This is a genomic window from Methanoculleus nereidis, assembly GCF_032944295.1.
GTDB lineage: Archaea > Halobacteriota > Methanomicrobia > Methanomicrobiales > Methanoculleaceae > Methanoculleus > Methanoculleus nereidis.
This window is the reverse complement of the sequence record NZ_JABFFQ010000001.1, coordinates 37710-54078: the sequence shown is the minus strand read 5'-3', so window position 1 is coordinate 54078 and position 16369 is coordinate 37710. Positions and strand designations below refer to the sequence as shown.

Sequence of the window (16369 nt, the reverse complement as noted above, 5' to 3'; positions counted from 1 at the left end):
AGGGGATGGCATCCATGAACGAGAAGGAACTGAAGATCGGGGATATCGCGCACCTCACCGGGATCTCCGAGCAGGAGGTCAGGGCACTTGTCCAGACCTACGACAGCCTCTTTACCTACCGGACCCTCGGCCGAGCCAGGCTTTTCCCGCAAAAAACGGTCGGAACTGTCCAGAAACTCATCGAACTCTCCGGGAAAGGCCTTTCTCCGGAGGAGATCGTCAAAGAGGCCAAACTTAGCAAAAAACGGGCCGAATCTGAAGGTGCGGCAGAGGAGATCGGTCGGAACGCCGCCCCGCTCCCGCCTGAGGTGGTGATCGATCTCGGGGTGATGCGGGATACGCTGGCCCGGCAGGAACGCCGGATTGCACGACTGGTCGATGAACTCGAGCGGGAGCAGCAAAGGAGAATGGAGGAGGTCGGACGGCTCCAGATGACCGTCGACGATCTGCAGAAACGTCTCTCCAGGCAGCAGGAACAGCTCGCAGTCGTTGCAGAATGGGTGGATTACTTCGACCGGCAGATGGATGAGGCCACCCGCCCGGTGCTTGAACGGGTCCGGCGGACCGTCACGAAGAAGGACGATCCCGGGCAGCCGTCGGGCCGCTCCGGCTGACCCCATGCCCGGGTTATCTCCGGAACCGGGTGCACGGCCCCTCTCTCACCATACGTATGGCGCATCAGTAGCAATAAATAATATAAAGTGTTATAGAAATAACAAGATTTAAATACGATCCCCGCTACCGGCACGCGAGGTGATCGAGATCTCAGAGCAGAAGATGGCTACAGTATTGACCATTGTCATTCAAGCCCTGGTTGTTGGCGGGTTGATAGCCTGTATCGTTGTTGGAACACAGGATCGGCCGTCTTCAGTGGCTTCACCGGACACCGAGGCCGGGCATATGGGTTTCCACCCCGAGAGCGCCTCGCCGGCCGCTTATCCCGTTGTCGGCCACCGGCCGGAGAGCGGACCGGGCGCCGGAGAAAAGATCCTCTCTCTTTTTAGAGCACCCGGTCCCGCTAGTGCATCACGATCTGCATGGCTGTCGGGTACCTGTTCACGATGGCATACACCAGAGGTTTCCCTATCCAGAGCCTCCCACCCTGCATCCTCCGGAGAGGGCTGATCTCGCTGAGGTTCTGGAGGGCCTGCACCGCAGCCTCGTCTGCGAGGAAGAAGCTATCCGGAACTGTGGAGTCGAAGTAGAAGAGGATCGGAAGCCGGAGCCGTCGCTGCAACGCTTCCGGAAGGGCCTGCTCCAGCCGGAGGAGGACGTCCCGGTCAAAGTCGTGCCGGTTCCCGCCCTTCGTGACGGACGAGGGGTGCTCCTCCCGTAAGAGCCGTGAGAGGCGTTTGCGCTCTGAGACGACACCGTCGTTGATCCTGCCGATTTCAAGCCGCATCCACCGCAAAAGGGTCGACTCGTCGCTTGCTGATGGTCGGTCGGGCATATCCGCTCCTGTGGCGATCCTTTTTCGGGTCGGGTTGAGAGACTGATCTCGTTGCCGTGCGATATATACCTGGCCCTGGATGGCACGTCTCCCTATCCGGGACCCCGGACGCAAATTCGCCGATCCGGGTCCGAATGTCCCCCTTTATCGGATCATAACGCTCTCATCTCCCGGCGGAAAGTATATATCTCGACCCCTCCTTTCGGTGCCTTCTGCGTGATCATACATGGAACGGGATTCAGCGCACTGGAAATACACTCAACGGCATGCCTGCTCCCCCAGGGGGCCTCTCTATGTTCTGCTGCTCGCCGGCGTAGCGGTCCTTCTTGCAGCTGCCCCGGCAGCCGGCACCGGCACGCCCGGGGGAGAGTACGACCCCGGGATCGCCGCGATGCTCGCAGAGATCGATGAGTCCGAACTCCGGGACACGACCTACGACCTGCAGAACTTCTCGACCCGGGCATACGGCACCGACGGGAACCGGGAGGCGGGTGCGTACCTCTCCGCAAGGTTTGCCGCCATCCCCGGGCTTGAGGTGGAGTCCATGGACGGCGAATCCGGGAATGTCGTCGCCACGCTTCCCCGGGGCGGCAACGCCTCAGACGGGATCGTGCTGGTGGGCGCGCACTACGACAGCACGTCGACAGATCTTACCCGCGCGCCGGGGGCTACCGACAACGGCTGCGGCGTCGCGATCGTCCTGGAACTCGCCCGGGTGATGAGCAGGCACTCGTTTGACCGGACGGTGCAGTTTGCATTCTGGAACGCTGAAGAGGTCGGAAGACTCGGCAGCATCGACTACGCCGCTGATGCGGCGGCTCCGATCGCGCTCTACCTCAACTACGACTCGTCCTGCTACGATCCTCTTAACCGTTCGGTCCTCGACATCGTCTACGACGAGCGATCGGCAGGTGTCGCGGCACTCATGGCAGACTATAACACACTCTACGGCACGAACTTCGCCCTGACCGAGAACATCCATTCCTGCACCTCGGACCACATATCCTTCCGGGAACGGGGCTATCCGGCCGTGACGACACACAGCGAGGAGCACGGCCCGGCCCATACCCCGGACGACACCATCGACCGTGTGTCGTTAGGGTATGCGAAGAGGAACGCTCAACTGGGCCTCTCGGTGCTCGCGGAGGTGGCGGGGTATCGGGACGAGGGGGCCGATGCCGCCATCCTGAAGGCCCCGATGGTGGTGTGGGACCTCTCCGGAAGGCTGGACGGGGCGGATTGACGATCGGAATGGAGCCGTTATCCGTCGCGCAGGGGAGGCGGGATGATCGCGGTGCCGTTTTCACCCCCGGAAGAGGGCACTCCGTCTCCGATCCGGAGAAACCCCCCTGTATCCGGGAGCACGATGCCCTCGCCGGACCGGATGCGGAGAGGAAAACACTCATTTTTATACGGTCAAAGCCAACGTTAAAGAAATATGAAAGATTCTGAGATCCTGATGAACCCCAATGAGCTGGTACGTTTTCTCAAGAAGGATCCGGCCGATTTTACGAAAGAGGATATCATACGGTTCTGCGAGGAGAACGGAATTGAGATGGTCAATTTCCGGTACGCCGCCGAAGACGGCAAACTTAAGACCCTCAATTTCGTTATCTCCTCAAGGGAGCATCTCGACATCATCCTCTCGGACGGCGAGCGCGTCGACGGCAGCAATCTTTTCTCGTTCATCGAGGCGGGGAGCAGCGACCTCTACGTGATCCCCCGCTACCGCACGGCGTTCGTGAACCCCTTTGCCGAGGTGCCGACGCTCGAGTTCCTCTGCTCGTTTTACGACAACGACGGGAAACCCCTCGAGAGCTCGCCCGAGTACGTACTCCGCAAGGCGGACGAGGAGTTCACCCGCCGGACCGGGTACACCTTCAAGACGCTCGGCGAGCTCGAGTATTACGTCATCGGCCCGCGGGACGATCTCTACCCCGGCCGCGACCAGAAGGGCTACCACTCGGCCGAACCGTTCGTCAAGTTCGCGGACCTGCGGGACGAGGCGATGCGGCTGATTGCCCGCGCCGGCGGCCGGATCAAGTACGGCCACTCTGAGGTCGGATGTTTCTATAATGACGATACCTACTATGAGCAGCACGAGATCGAGTTCCTGCCAATGTCGGTGGAGCAGGCGGTCGAGCAGTTGATCGTCGCGAAGTGGGTCTTGCGGATGCTCGGCAACCAGTACGGCGTCGAGATCAGCTTCGCCCCGAAGATCACCGCCGGCAAGGCCGGGAGCGGGATGCATTTCCACATGCTCGTCGAGAAGGACGGCAAGAACCTGCTGGTCGAGGAAGGCAGGCTGAGCCCGCTCGCCCGGAAGATGATAGCCGGTATTCTCGACGCCTCCGACGCCCTGACGGCCTTCGGGAACACCATCCCGACCTCCTACCTCCGTCTCGTTCCACACCAGGAAGCGCCGACGACGGTCTGCTGGGGCGATCGCAACCGCTCGGTCGTGGTCCGGGTGCCTCTCGGCTGGATCGGCGCCAACGGCATGACCTGTGACGCCAACCCCGGTGAAAACGGCCTTACACCGAACCGTCCGTCGAAGCAGACGTTCGAGTATCGGGTCGCCGACGGCTCGGCCGATCCCTACCTGATCGTCGCCGGCCTCGTCGTGGCGGCGCTACACGGGATCGAGATGCCCGGCGCGCTCGAGATGGCCGAGAAACTCTACGTCAGCGGGAACATATTCCGCCCCGAGTTCAAGGAGCGGCTCGCGGAGTTCCGGCAGCTTCCCGCCTCCTGTGTCGAGTCCGCCGAAGCGCTCAAGGCGAAAAGAGCGCTCTTTGAGCAGAGCGGAATCTTCCCGGCGGGGATGATCGACAGCCGGATCACCACCCTGAAGGCCTTCGATGACCTGGGATTGAGCGAGAAACTGTACGGCAACAACGAAGCGATCCGCGAACTGGTTGAAGAGTTCCTCCACGTGGCGTGAGAGCCGGAGAATACTTTTTTTGCCGGCATTAACCGGGCACCGTCAACACCCCCCGCCCCCTGCACCGATGGCTGCGGCACGGGGCAAACTTATTATCAGGAGGGCACCAGAGGAGGTCGCTCCCGGGAGTGAGGCGGGTTTTCCGGCGGGCGGAGGACACGGCCTCCCGCTATCCCCGGGGGCCGCGCAGAACCGCGACGGGCCGCGCACGTCCGGGTGGTGAGGAAAGCGTATGAGAGGCGAAGCCGAAGAGAAGATGGGGGAAGAATCGAGACCGGTCACGTTTACCTGCTATCGTGTCACCCCGGGAGAGGAAGAAGGCACTCCCGAGGAGGGTATGAACACCTACAGCGTCGTGGTGCTGCTCCCCGACGGGGACATCAAGCACCAGGTCGTCTGGGCGCAGGCGCCCGAGGATATCGGCGATGCGATCCGGGTCCCCCCCGGTTCGCGGGTGATCATGACCGAGATGAAGAACACCCTCGTATGGGACAGCGAAGAGGTGGGGGCCGCACCGGCCTCCTGACCTCTTTTGAGACCGGACCCTTTCGGCCGTCCCGTTCCGAAGACCTGGCCGGAATACTCTCACTCATGCGGCACCGCGGAAGGGAGATTGTGCCTTCCGGTTCGCCGCGGTGTTCTGGTCTGCATAGGCGCTCGAATTCAACAGAAAGATGTCGACAGAGTCCGTTGATGTACCGGACCGACACTCTGTCATGGATGGAGTATGGTTGCCGACGAAGTAAGGAAGGCCATCGACGCGAACAACAAACGATTCTCCGAAGGTTTCCTGAAGGGCGATGCCGCAGTAACGGCATCGGTTCTTGCAGAGGACGCCGTCGTCTTCCCCCCGGACGCTCCCATGATCCAGGGAAGAGAGGCGATCGAGGAGTTCTGGAGAACGGTCATGGCCTCAGGCGTAAAAGAGGTGGAACTGACCACGTTCGAACTCTCAGGGAGCGGCGATTTTCTGCACGAGAGGGGAACGGGCATTCTCAAGGTCCACCCCCCGGGTGGAACGCCTGCCGAGCAGAAGATTAAGTTCGTCGTCGTGTGGAAGCGCACGGCGGACGGCTGGAAGAACCTGTGGGATATCTGGAACGCTACTCCCTGATGCAGGGAGCGGCGAACCCCCCGGATCCGTCAGGTATCTGAAGATGCCCTATCGCAACGGATACGAAGAGGCGTGCCGGTCACGATCGCCTCGTGTACGAAGGGCACCGCAAGGGCGTGGTCCTGTAGCCGTGTAGTTTATGAAAAAGAGGTATTCAGGGGAGCACTGTATCTTCCCCGGTGATCTCGCTTAAGTAGACCCCTGACCCCACCCACCAGGTCTCATCGACCGGAAGGACGTACCCGATCTTGAGTTCGTCGCGGTTCTCCTGCTCGGGGTTTGGCCAGATAAAGACGATGAACCCTCCTCCTGACTCTGCGGTATCCCTGAGCGCCCGGATGTTTTCCATTCCAAACGGATCCTGCCGTTCGATCAGGCTTGTGCCGATCGAGGCCTGCAGGTGGGGGTGGGCGAGGAGCGTCCCGTTGTAATCGTAGGCGTAGAGATAATGCTCCTCTGAATCGACAAACATTCCGGAAGCGTTCGAGATCTCGGCAAACGCTGCTTCCGCCTCCTGTTCACGGCCGTAGGCGGCACCGCGCTCGACGAGGTCGACCATCGCGGAGACGGGTTCGGGATACGGCTCGGTTCCGGGCCCGGCCACGTCGGAGAGGTAGACACCTGAAGCCACCCACCACGTCTCGCCAGCAGGAGCGACGTAGCCGATCTTCGGGATGTAGGTCTCCACCGCCGACTCATTGATGCCCCCGTCATCCGGCGCCGGGTAGAGGTAGGTGATATACCCGCCACCGTTTGCCGCTGTATGTGTACCGATGCGGATCACCGGCAGCCCCCGGACATCGGTCCAGTTCCCGCGGTTGGAACCGATTGCATCTTTCTCGTATGGATGGGCAAGGAGCGCCCCGTTGTAATCGTAAGCGTATACATAGAGAGCTCCCCGCGAGAACCCGCCCGCCTCGTTGTTGAATTCAGCGAGTGCTGCATCTTCTCCGGCGGCCTCCGCGTAGGCGGCGGCCTCCCGGACGAAGTCTGCAAGATCTGCGTGGGTCATATTCTCTTCCACGGTCTCCTGTTCGGAAGGGCCGCTACACCCGGCCGCGAGCACCAGAAGGAAGGCTATTCCGGCGAGGTAAATTCTATTCATATTCCCTTGTGAGGTGCAAGACCAAAAAAACACACCGGAACCTTCTTCGCCGGGAGAACGGTCTGACCTGCTCTCCCAACCTGGCTCATGGAGAGGTATATGTGGGATCGCATCCCCTATCCCGGGCAGGTGATCGGATGGCGAATGTTACCCAGCAGATGGCAAAACCCACGGAGTACAGTGCAGTCAACCTGATGAAGGATGCCGGGGCGGATGCGGAACGATGGAGCCGGATGCCGGATGATGCGGCGATCAAAAGGACGGTTGAGGCGATCGAGGCACGGAACATCAGGGTGAGCCTCGTCGATACGGTGGAGGACGCGCTCAGGACCGTCGTTGACCTGCTGCCTGAAGGAGCTGAGGTCATGAACGGCTACTCGACGACCCTGATCGAGATCGGATACGACCGGGTGCTCAAAGAGAACCCGAAGGGATGGCGGGACTATCACGCGGCCATCACCGCCGAGGACGACACCGAGAAGCGGCACGCGCTCCGCCGCAAGAGCGTGGCCGCCGACTATTTCCTCTCCGGGGTGCAGGCGATCGCCGAGTCGGGCGAGCTCGTTGCGTGCGACAAGACCGGGAGCCGGACGGGAGCGTGGCCTCACGCGGCGGCACACCTCATCCTCGTCTCCGGGACGAACAAGATCGTGCCGACCATCGACGATGCGCTTCAGCGGTGCCGGGAGTACGCCCTGCCCCTCGAGAACCAGCGTGCGCAACACGCCTACGGCACGGGGAGTTACATCGGCAAGCACGTGATCCTCGACCGCGAAGAAGTCGACGGAAGGGTAAACCTGGTCCTGATCCGCCAGCCGCTCGGGTATTGAACCCGGCTGCCCCGCGCGGCGGCACCGGGCCTGCCTGCTAAAGGAAAAGAGCGGCGTCTTCATGGCAGGCGTATGCCCGGTCTGTCTCATTTTTCGGGTGCGGGTCAACCGGATTCATCCTCTCTGTCCGGCCATGCAGGAGCGGTGTGGTCGCGGCTGTGGCGGTGCTCCCCCCTTCTTTCCTCCTCCAGAGGGTTTAGTATATCTGACTTCCCGTGCCACCTTAATGCATGGAGATCGCAGAAATCCTCAGCTTCCCCGTTCCGCTCTCCGACATCACGCTTGAAAGCGTTGTTCTCGCCGTGCTTGTCGCGATCATCGGGTGGATCGTGGTGAAGGTGCTTACGTCTGTCTTCACAAAGATGCTCTCCCGGGCATCTAAACTGCCCACCCTGGTCATCGAGTTCCTGGTCAGGTTCTTCTCGGTCCTGCTCTACGTGATCCTCGTCCTCATCGTCATCGCGACGCTCGGGTTCGATATCTCCTCCGTGGTGCTCGGGCTCTCGGCGGTGATCGGGCTCATCCTCGGTTTCGGCCTCCAGGATACCGTCACCAACCTCGCCGCCGGGGTCTGGCTGGCGGCGTTCCGCCCCATCGACAAGGGTGAGTTCGTCGAGGTCAACGGCATATCCGGGACGGTCACCTCGGTCGGCATCATGGCGACCGAGCTGCTGAAGTTCGACAACACCTACATCACCATCCCGAACTCTCTGGTCTGGGGGAGCCCGGTGATCAACTCCACCCGCATGGATACCCGTCGTGCCGAGGTCAAGGTCAGGGTCGCTTACGACAGCGACCTGAATACAGCGATCCGGGTCGCCACCGACCTGATGGCGGCCCACGAACGGGTGCTCCCATCGCCGGAACCTACGGTTCTCGTCACCGAACTTGCCGACTCTTCGGTGAACCTCTCCCTGCGCGCGTGGGCGAAGACGTCCGATATGTGGGACGTGCAGTGGGATCTGACCCGTGACATCGTCGGGGCGTTCAAGGAGGCCGGAATCGAGATAGCCTTCCCGCAGGTGGACATCCACCTGGACCGGGCCCAGTAGATCTCTTCTATTTTTGCAGATCCGCACCCGGGGCCTTCCCGGTCCGACGAAAATCCCTATGGGCTTGGTCCCTGTGGCTTCAGGGCTCTGCGGGGCTGAAGATGTCCCTAACTGCTTCCGGTGCGAGGGGGGAGTCACGCACAGTGTCGGTTTTCAAGCGCTAGCAGGCATTCCTGCCCGGAACGGTCAACATATTTTTTTAAATTAATGCCTGGTGTTAATGAAATTAAATCATTGCATCAGAGGTATATTTATAGTTTAACTTTGTAACGTAATGCAATGGAGGTATAATTGTGGCAATAACCGCGATAATGAACATAATCGGTGGATTGGTATTATGTGCAGGAATTATAGGAGTCCTGCCCGTGCTCGGGGGCGTCCTTGAGAAGGCAGGCAAGTTCCTGGGCGGTTTCCAGGTCATCATAGGGATCATCATGATGATCCTCGGACTACTGGGGATCTTCTCACTGCAGGGTATCGTTGCCTTCCTTGTCGGGGTCATCCTCCTGACCGGCGCGTTCCACGTAGTCCCGGGTCTCGGTAAGTATCTCGAGAAGTTCGGTACGTGGCTGGGTGGCTTCCAGACGATCATCGGTGTCGTCGCGATCATCATCGGTATCCTGGGGCTTCTCTGAGGATTCACCCCAGGGGTGAAGGTGGCAGAGCGGGAACTCTTGCGGCTGAAAGCCCGGGATGAACGCAAGGCCGCCCTTCTTTTCTTCTTTCAGATCTTAAGGCTCTGTTGAAACCCTGTTCCGATCTTCATCCTTTCCCTGATGAGGGTGGTGTCACACCAGGCCTGTCCCCGGGCCGGCCTTTTTTCACGGGCATATCCTCATGCAGTGGACCGTGGTTGCCTGCGCACCTCCGGTGCTCGAACTCCTGCCGTGCCGCCGGTCGTTTATCGCCATCAGGGGTGGGGCTGACGGGGAGGGGGAGACCCCCTCACCGGGTGCGCCCGAAGTCGATGAAACCCTTGTAGGGATCGACCGCCATCAGGCGGACGCGCACCCTCTGGCCGACCCTGAGCCCCTGCTCGCCCAGCACGACCCTTCCTTCGGCCGGCGGGTCAATCAGCCGGACATACGTCCCTTTCGCCGAGGCGCCGGTGACAAACGCTGCAAATGTCTCACCGATCCTCTCCCGGAGGAGGACCGCGGCCGCGGCCTTCCGGACGTAACGCTCGACCTTCTGTGAGGCCTTCTCCCGGTCGGTGAGCCGGGCGGCGAGGTCCTCGAGTTCGTCCATCGTGTAGGGCGGGTCGCGCTCGCCGCCGACGGCTGATTTCACCAACCGCTGGATGATGAGGTCGACGTAGCGTCGGTTCGGGGCGGTGCCGTGGGTGTAGTCGGTGACGGCGAGGGCGAAGTGGCCGATCGGCTCGTCGCCCGGCCGGAACGCCACGTACTCGCCTGCCCCCATCAGTTTCACCACGGTCAGTGAGAGGTCGGGGAAGCGGTCGGGGTCGGCCGCCTTCTGCCGGATGAGAAACCGGGTGAGCGCTTCGGCGTCCGGCTCGGCGGGAAGGTTCTCGCCGCGCTCCGCAGCCTCGGCAACGATCCCCTCCCAGTTCTTCGGGATGCGGACAACCCGGTGGATCATGGGAAGATCGGCGGCGTTCAAGAACGCCGTCAGGGTTCCGTTCGCCGCGACCATGAACTCCTCGATCAGGCACCGCGCGCGGTTCTGCTCCTGAACGACGAGACCCATGACCCGGTTCTCCTCAACGACCGGTTCGGCTTCGATCGTCTCGAGGGCGAGCGCTCCCTGTTCCGTCCGGCGCTTCTTCATCTGCATCGCGGCCTCGTCCTGGAGGAGGACCTGTTCCGCGAGGCCCGGCGTCTCTGCAACCATCTCCGGGATGGCCCCTTTCCCTTCCAGCCAGTCGCCGACCTCCTCGTAGACGAGTTTTGCCCGGTTCGTGACAATCGCCCGGTAGACGTCGCCGGGTAGCGTGCTCCCATCGGGAAGAACGGTGTATTCGATGACGACTGCCATTCGGTCCCGGCCAGGCAGGAGTGAGGTGATGCCCGCCGAGAGGCGGTCGGGAAGCATTGGAAAGGTCGTAACGCCGGTGTAGACCGAGGTTCCGTTATGGGCGGCGTGCCGGTCGGTCCCCGAGCCTTTCGGGACGTAGACGTCGACGTCGGCGATGGCAACCCGGACCAGGATCTCGCCGTTGCTCTCTCTTTCGCAGACCTCGATCTGGTCAAGGTCCTCCGAGTCGTGGTTGTCGATCGAGGACCAGAGGAGCGAACGGAGGTCGCGTGGGTCATCGAGGGTCTCCGGGAAGACTTTGGCGTCGAGGCCCTCGACCTCGCGGAGGACGGGTGGCGGGAACCCGGGGATAAAACCGTACTGCTGCATCGCCGTCCACGCGATGCCCTTGAGGTTGACGGGCTGCTGGTTCTGCATCTCTGCTTGAGTGATTCGTTTACGGGTATAAAAAATGGCCTGTGGGGGCCTTCGCCCTATTCACGGCGGTTTCGGGCCGCTCCTACCATGCTCCCCGGACAGTTCACCGGATCTCGATCCGCTCCCCCGTTACCATGTAGTGCGCCTTCTCCGCGATCTTGCACGCGTGGTCCCCGCAGCGTTCGAGGTATCGAGCGATCATGATGTAGTTCGTGCACCTCGCGATCGTCTCCGGGTTCTCCGTCATGCAGGCGAGGCATTCGCGGAGTATGGAATACCTGAGGGCGTCGACCGCCTCCTCCCTCTCTTCGATGCCGCGTATCGCAGTGAGGTCTTCGCGTTCGAAGGCGACCAGCGCGTCCGCGATCATCCCCTCGACGAGATCCGCCATCTGGGGAATCCCTATAAGGCCTCCTGCGTGCGGCGCGTCGGCGAGTTCGGGCACGACGGCGGCGATGTCTTTGCCGTAGCGCCCGATGCGGTAGAGGTAGGTGATCGTCTTCAGCGAGGCCGCAATCGTCCGCAGGTCTTTTGCCATCGGCTGGTGGAGAGCGATGAGCCTCAGGCATTTCTGCTCGATCTCGTGATCCTGGTCCGCGATCCTCTGCTTGTCCCGGGCGACCGACTCGATCAGCGCCGCGTCCTGGGTCCGGAGCGCTTCCATCGACCGGTGCAGCATGCCCTGCGCGAGGCAGCCCATCGCGAGGACGTCCCCTTTCAGGGACGCAAGTTCCGCATGAAATTTCTCTGCCATTGTATCTACCCGAATCGTCCCGTGATGTAGTTCTCCGTCAGTTCTTCGCCGGGATCTTCGAAGATCCGCGAGGTTTCGTCGAATTCGATCAGTTCTCCCATGTACATGAACCCGGTGTATTCGCTGACCCGCGCCGCCTGCTGCATGTTGTGCGTGACGATGACGACGGTGTAGTTCCGGGCAAGCCGGATAATGAGGTCCTCGATCTTTCCTGTGGCAATGGGGTCGAGGGCGGAGCAGGGTTCGTCCATCAGGATCACCTCGGGTTCGACGGCAAGGGACCGTGCGATACAGAGCCTCTGCTGCTGCCCGCCCGAGAGGGCGAGCGCCGGTTCATGGAGCCGGTCTTTTACCTCGTCCCAGAGCGCTGCGCCCTTCAGGCTCTCCTCGACGATACGGTCGAGCGCACCCTTTTCCCGCACCCCGTGAATGCGGGGGCCGTAAGCGACGTTCTCGTAGATGCTCTTTGGGAAGGGGTTCGGCTTCTGGAAGACCATGCCGATCTTTTCGCGGACTGCATACGCGTCCGCATGGCCGTCGTAGATGTCCTCCCCATTGAAGAGGACGTTTCCGGTGATCCTCGACGAATCGATGAGATCGTTCATCCGGTTGCAGCACCGGAGCAGGGTCGACTTCCCGCATCCCGACGGCCCGATGAGCGCCGTGACCGTCTTCTTCGGGATGCGGACCGTGATGTCGATGAGGGCATGTTTCTGCCCGTACCAGAGGTTGAGGTCTTTTGTCTCGAGAATTGTGGAATTGTCCATTTCTACATCACCTTCGCGTGGTTGTATCGCCGCCGGACGAGGATTGCGGCGAGATAGATCGAGAGAACCAACAGCAGGAGCACAAACGCGGTCCCGTAACTCTGCGGGGTTGCCCCTGGAATGCTTGTGGTGAGGACGAAGAGGTGGTAGGGAAGCGCCATCACTGGCTCCGTGAGCGACGACGGCAGGAACCTGCTGCTGAAGACCGCTGCCGTGAACATGATGGGGGCCGTCTCGCCTGCGGCGCGCCCGATGGAGAGGATCGCTCCGGTGAGGATCCCGGGAAGCGCGGGGGGGAGGACGACCCGCGAGATCGTCTGCCACTTCGTCGCCCCGAGAGCGTAACTTCCTTCCCTGAAGGAGCCGGGGATTGACCGGAGCGCCTCTTCGGTCGTCCGTATGATCGTCGGGAGGATCATCAGGCCGAGGGTGATCTGTCCGGCGATCAGCGAGACCCCGAAGCCCAGGAAGAGAACCAGGAACGCGAACCCGAACAGCCCGAAGACGATGGACGGGGTTCCGTTCAGCAAGTCCACCGCGGCCCGGATGCTCCGCGTCAGCGGGGTCTCGGCCGTGTACTCGATGAGATAGACGGCGGTCGCGATCCCGAGGGGAAGAGCGATGGCGAGGGCTCCTCCCACGAGGTAGAGCGTCCCGGCGATCGCGGGGAAGATCCCGCCTTCTCTCCCGAGGTCGCTCGGCGACCCGGTCAGGAACTCCCAGGAGATCGCCCCGGCGCCGTTGACGACGATCTCCGCGAGGATCACCCCAAGCGCCGCTAGCACGATCGCGACCGAGAGCGATATCAGGAGGAACGCGCACCGCTGCGAGGTTCTCGGGGAGACAACCCTCCCAAATGGTGCCGATGCGGCGTGGGGTATGCGCGAGGCCGCCGCTGTGAGCGCTCGATGCGGCCCGGACCGTGCCGTCCCCTGCATCCGGCTGACGATGATCCTTGCCGTGCTGTTGACGACGAGCGTGATGAAGAGCAGGACCACCGCGACGCCGAAGAGTGCGTGGTAGTGCGTGCTCCCGAACGCGACTTCGCCCATCTCGATGCCCAGCGTCCCGGTCAGCGTCCGCACGGGAGAGAAGACGTTGGTTATCGGGTCCGGGATGACGGCGGCGTTCCCCGTGACCATGAGCACCGCCATCGTCTCGCCGATGGCGCGTCCCATCCCGAGGATGATCGCCGCGCTGATGCCGGAGAGCGCACCGGGGACGATGATGTTTTTGATCGTCTGCCAGTGGGTTGCTCCGAGCGCGAGGCTGCCTTCCCTGAACTCACGGGGGACCGAACTGATGGCGTCCTCGGCGACGCTCGTGATCGTCGGGATGGCCATGATCGCGAGGAGGATCGAGCCTGCGAGCCAGCTCGATCCCGACGGCTGGTCGAAGGCGATGCGTATCCAGTCGGTCAGGAGGATCAGGCCGAAGAACCCGTAGACGACGGAGGGGATACCGGCCAGCAACTCGATGGCGGGCTTTATGATCGTTCTCGTCCCGGAACCGGCGATCTCAGCGATGAACACAGCGCTCCCGATGCTGAGCGGGACGGCGATGGCCATCGCGAGCGCCATCACCAGGAGCGTGCCGGTGATGAGCGGAAGTACGCCGTAGGCCGGGTGCTGGCCGGCCGGGTTCCATTCCGCGCCGGTCAGAAAGTTCCAGAGACCCGTCTCGAGGACGATCTGGTATCCGTCGCGGAGCAGGAAGACGATGATGAAGAAGACTGCGGCGATCGCGACCAGTGCGGCGCAAAAGAGGAGTTTCCCGACGGTCCAGTCGACGAGATGCCTTGTTGCCCCGGCAGGAGAGGGGCCGACCCCGGTTTCGGGCCGCCGGATCCTCCTGAAGTCCCGGAACGGAACCGGTGCAGCCTGTTCTTTCTTCATGGTCACTCCGACGATCAAAAGAGAGGCGCGGTCATCTCCACACCGGGATGTAATCGAGGCTCGCCACGATCTCCTGCCCCTCATCGCTCATGATGAACTCGAGATACTGTTGCACAAGCCCCTCAGGCTCTCCACTCGTCAGCATAAAGAGCGGCCGGCTGATCGGGTATAGCCCGCTCGATACATTCTCAAGCGTGGGTTCGATGATGGTTCCGTTGACGTCCAGCGCGAGCGGTTTCACGGCGTCGGTGTAGCCGAGGCCGACGTAGCCGATCGCGCCGGGGGTCCGGGATACCTTCTGCTGGATCCCGCCGTTCGAGTTGAACTCCTCCTGGGTTTTGACGAAGTCCTCTTTCTTCAGCACATACTCGGAGAAGAACTCCCGCGTTCCCGACGCACTGTCTCTCCCGATGACGACGATCGGCTGATCAGGCCCGCCGACCTGGTCCCAGGCCGTGTAGGTGCCGTTGTAGATGCCCCGCACCTTATCAAGCGTGAGACTCTCGACGATGTTCTCCTGATTGACGATGAGAAGGATGGCGTCGCTGGCGATCTCGTGCCTGACGATATCGGGATAACCTGCGGTCTCCTCGGGTTTGAGGTCTCTCGAGGCCATGCCGATGTCTGCGGTGCCCTCACCGACGGCCTTGATCCCGACGCTTGAGCCTCCGCCGCTCACCATGATGGCGGCGGAAGCGTCTTTCGCCTCGAATGCTTCCTTCGCTCTTTCGGCGATGGGCAGTACCGTCGTCGATCCCGTCACCGTGATCTGCTGCGACGGTGACGTTGCGGCACCGCCCTCATTGCCGAGACATCCTGCTATCATGAGAAGAACCACGAGAGTGCCGGCGACGGCAACCGCGATCACGTCTCCTGACAGATTCTTTCCTGTCATGGTAGAGAGAAAGGAAGAGAGCGGGCATATGGATTTTCGACATTGAATATTTTCGAGAACAGTGGGACAATACCTGTATATACTTTATTGGGGGGATCAACAATTATATTCACAAGAATAGTGATACGTGTCTTATGGAGTTTCGGAAGGTTCAGAGGACCGGGGGGTCGTCGTACGTCATCTCTCTTCCCAAGGAGTGGGTTCAGTCGATGAATATCAAGAAGAACGAACCTCTCCCGATCAAGATCCAGGCCGACGGAAGCCTGCTCATCCTCCCCCGCCCTTCGGAGGAGAAGGAGCCGCGAACGAAGGAGTTTAATGCCGATACAATAGAGAACCCCACGTTCCTGTTCCGGTGCCTCGTGGGCTCGTATATCGCCGGATACACGGCCGTCCGGGTATCTTCCTCCGCAAAACTCTCGCCTGCAACCCGCAAAGCCGTCCGGGACTTCAGTTCAATGACCATCGGCCAGCAGATCGTCGAGGAGACCGACTCCTCTATCCTCATCAAAGATATCTTGAACCCCTCAGAGATGCCGTTTGCAAACAGCGTAAAACGGATGTTCGTGATCATCGGGACGATGTTTACCGATGTGATGACCGCCCTCGAGACGAAGGACCGGGCTCTCGCAGAAGACGTCATCAACCGGGATGTCGAGGTGGATAAACTCCAGTGGCTGGTCTCGCGCCAGTATCATCTCATGTTCTGGGACGCAACTCTCCGGGAGAAACTCCACGTGTCCGTTGAAGAAGCTTCGAACTACTATGTCGTGAGCAGGACCCTTGAGCGGATTGGTGATCACGGTGTCCGGATCGCTTCTCACATCCCCGTTCTCCTGGACCATGGGGCTGATCCGGAGATCGTCGCCGATATAAAGGTAGCCACGAAAAACGCCATGGATATCCTACATTCAAGCATGCGGGCTCTCTTTTCGTCGAATATTGTTGATGCCAATCGCACCATCGATATGGTCGCCGGCCTCGCGGGGATGACCGACGGGATCAGCGCACTCGCGCACCGGGAAGAAGGCGAACTTGCCCAGTCGATCGGCTATATCGCGGAGAGCATCCGGCGGGCGGGCGAATACTCGAGCGATATCGCCGAAGCAATCATCAACCAGCTCATCCGTGAGAACGACGGATGAGAC

16 protein-coding genes are annotated in these 16369 nt (G+C 61.2%); 9 read left to right on the top strand and 7 right to left on the bottom strand.

Translation table 11 applies throughout. The features are described from left to right. Window positions 1-5: 5 nt before the first annotated feature. The gene (locus HL657_RS00320; RefSeq protein ID WP_317294869.1) at window positions 6-614 is read left to right on the top strand and encodes a MerR family transcriptional regulator; all 609 of its coding nucleotides are present in this window, start codon (window positions 6-8) and stop codon (window positions 612-614) included. A gap of 404 nt (window positions 615-1018) precedes the next feature. Here HL657_RS00320 and HL657_RS00315 read toward each other — a convergent pair whose 3' ends face one another. Beyond that, on the bottom strand, window positions 1019-1450 hold the full coding sequence (locus tag HL657_RS00315; RefSeq protein WP_317294868.1) for a DUF61 family protein: 432 nt from the start codon (window positions 1448-1450) through the stop codon (window positions 1019-1021). Between the two features lie 226 nt (window positions 1451-1676). Between HL657_RS00315 and HL657_RS00310 the strand changes: the two genes are divergently transcribed. From HL657_RS00310 to HL657_RS00295, 4 genes are all read left to right on the top strand, one after another. Beyond that, a complete protein-coding gene (locus HL657_RS00310) occupies window positions 1677-2693 on the top strand; it encodes a M28 family metallopeptidase (protein WP_317294867.1) in 1017 nt (338 codons plus the stop codon). A gap of 195 nt (window positions 2694-2888) precedes the next feature. Then, window positions 2889-4394: a glutamine synthetase family protein gene (locus tag HL657_RS00305; RefSeq protein WP_317294866.1), complete on the top strand. Its 1506-nt coding sequence runs from the start codon at window positions 2889-2891 to the stop codon at window positions 4392-4394. 232 nt (window positions 4395-4626) lie between these two features. Continuing rightward, on the top strand, window positions 4627-4920 hold the full coding sequence (locus tag HL657_RS00300) for a hypothetical protein (RefSeq protein WP_317294865.1): 294 nt from the start codon (window positions 4627-4629) through the stop codon (window positions 4918-4920). Between the two features lie 201 nt (window positions 4921-5121). Further along, a complete protein-coding gene (locus HL657_RS00295) occupies window positions 5122-5508 on the top strand; it encodes a YybH family protein (RefSeq protein ID WP_317294864.1) in 387 nt (128 codons plus the stop codon). 154 nt (window positions 5509-5662) lie between these two features. Here HL657_RS00295 and HL657_RS00290 read toward each other — a convergent pair whose 3' ends face one another. Then, the gene (locus tag HL657_RS00290) at window positions 5663-6613 is read right to left on the bottom strand and encodes a cache domain-containing protein (RefSeq protein ID WP_317294863.1); all 951 of its coding nucleotides are present in this window, start codon (window positions 6611-6613) and stop codon (window positions 5663-5665) included. 137 nt (window positions 6614-6750) lie between these two features. On the opposite strand from HL657_RS00290, the gene HL657_RS00285 reads away from it, so the two are divergent. The 3 genes from HL657_RS00285 to HL657_RS00275 all read left to right on the top strand — a co-directional run bounded on the left by HL657_RS00285 (window position 6751) and on the right by HL657_RS00275 (window position 9130). Further along, window positions 6751-7443, top strand: coding sequence for a lactate utilization protein (locus tag HL657_RS00285; protein ID WP_317294862.1), 693 nt, complete (start codon window positions 6751-6753; stop codon window positions 7441-7443). A 230-nt stretch (window positions 7444-7673) separates the two neighbouring features. Then, window positions 7674-8495, top strand: a complete 822-nt coding sequence (locus tag HL657_RS00280; RefSeq protein ID WP_317294861.1) for a mechanosensitive ion channel family protein — start codon at window positions 7674-7676, stop codon at window positions 8493-8495. Window positions 8496-8860: 365 nt separating this feature from the next. Beyond that, window positions 8861-9130, top strand: a complete 270-nt coding sequence (locus HL657_RS00275) for a hypothetical protein (RefSeq protein ID WP_317294860.1) — start codon at window positions 8861-8863, stop codon at window positions 9128-9130. A 310-nt stretch (window positions 9131-9440) separates the two neighbouring features. Here the strand turns inward: HL657_RS00275 and HL657_RS00270 are convergent, their stop codons facing one another. The 5 genes from HL657_RS00270 to HL657_RS00250 form a co-directional block, all read right to left on the bottom strand. Next, window positions 9441-10910 carry an RNB domain-containing ribonuclease gene (locus HL657_RS00270; protein WP_317294859.1) on the bottom strand — a complete coding sequence of 490 codons (1470 nt, stop codon included), beginning with the start codon at window positions 10908-10910 and terminating at the stop codon, window positions 9441-9443. Window positions 10911-11013: 103 nt separating this feature from the next. After that, a complete protein-coding gene (gene phoU / locus HL657_RS00265; RefSeq protein ID WP_317294858.1) occupies window positions 11014-11664 on the bottom strand; it encodes a phosphate signaling complex protein PhoU in 651 nt (216 codons plus the stop codon). Window positions 11665-11669: 5 nt separating this feature from the next. Beyond that, window positions 11670-12431, bottom strand: coding sequence for a phosphate ABC transporter ATP-binding protein PstB (gene pstB, locus HL657_RS00260; protein WP_317294857.1), 762 nt, complete (start codon window positions 12429-12431; stop codon window positions 11670-11672). A 2-nt stretch (window positions 12432-12433) separates the two neighbouring features. Next, window positions 12434-14326 (bottom strand): phosphate ABC transporter permease PstA, encoded by a 1893-nt coding sequence (gene pstA / locus HL657_RS00255; protein ID WP_317294856.1) that lies wholly within the window; start codon window positions 14324-14326, stop codon window positions 12434-12436. A 31-nt stretch (window positions 14327-14357) separates the two neighbouring features. Next, window positions 14358-15221: a phosphate ABC transporter substrate-binding protein gene (locus HL657_RS00250; RefSeq protein WP_317294855.1), complete on the bottom strand. Its 864-nt coding sequence runs from the start codon at window positions 15219-15221 to the stop codon at window positions 14358-14360. Window positions 15222-15355: 134 nt separating this feature from the next. On the opposite strand from HL657_RS00250, the gene HL657_RS00245 reads away from it, so the two are divergent. After that, window positions 15356-16366 (top strand): phosphate signaling complex PhoU family protein, encoded by a 1011-nt coding sequence (locus HL657_RS00245; RefSeq protein WP_317294854.1) that lies wholly within the window; start codon window positions 15356-15358, stop codon window positions 16364-16366. Window positions 16367-16369: the final 3 nt, after the last annotated feature.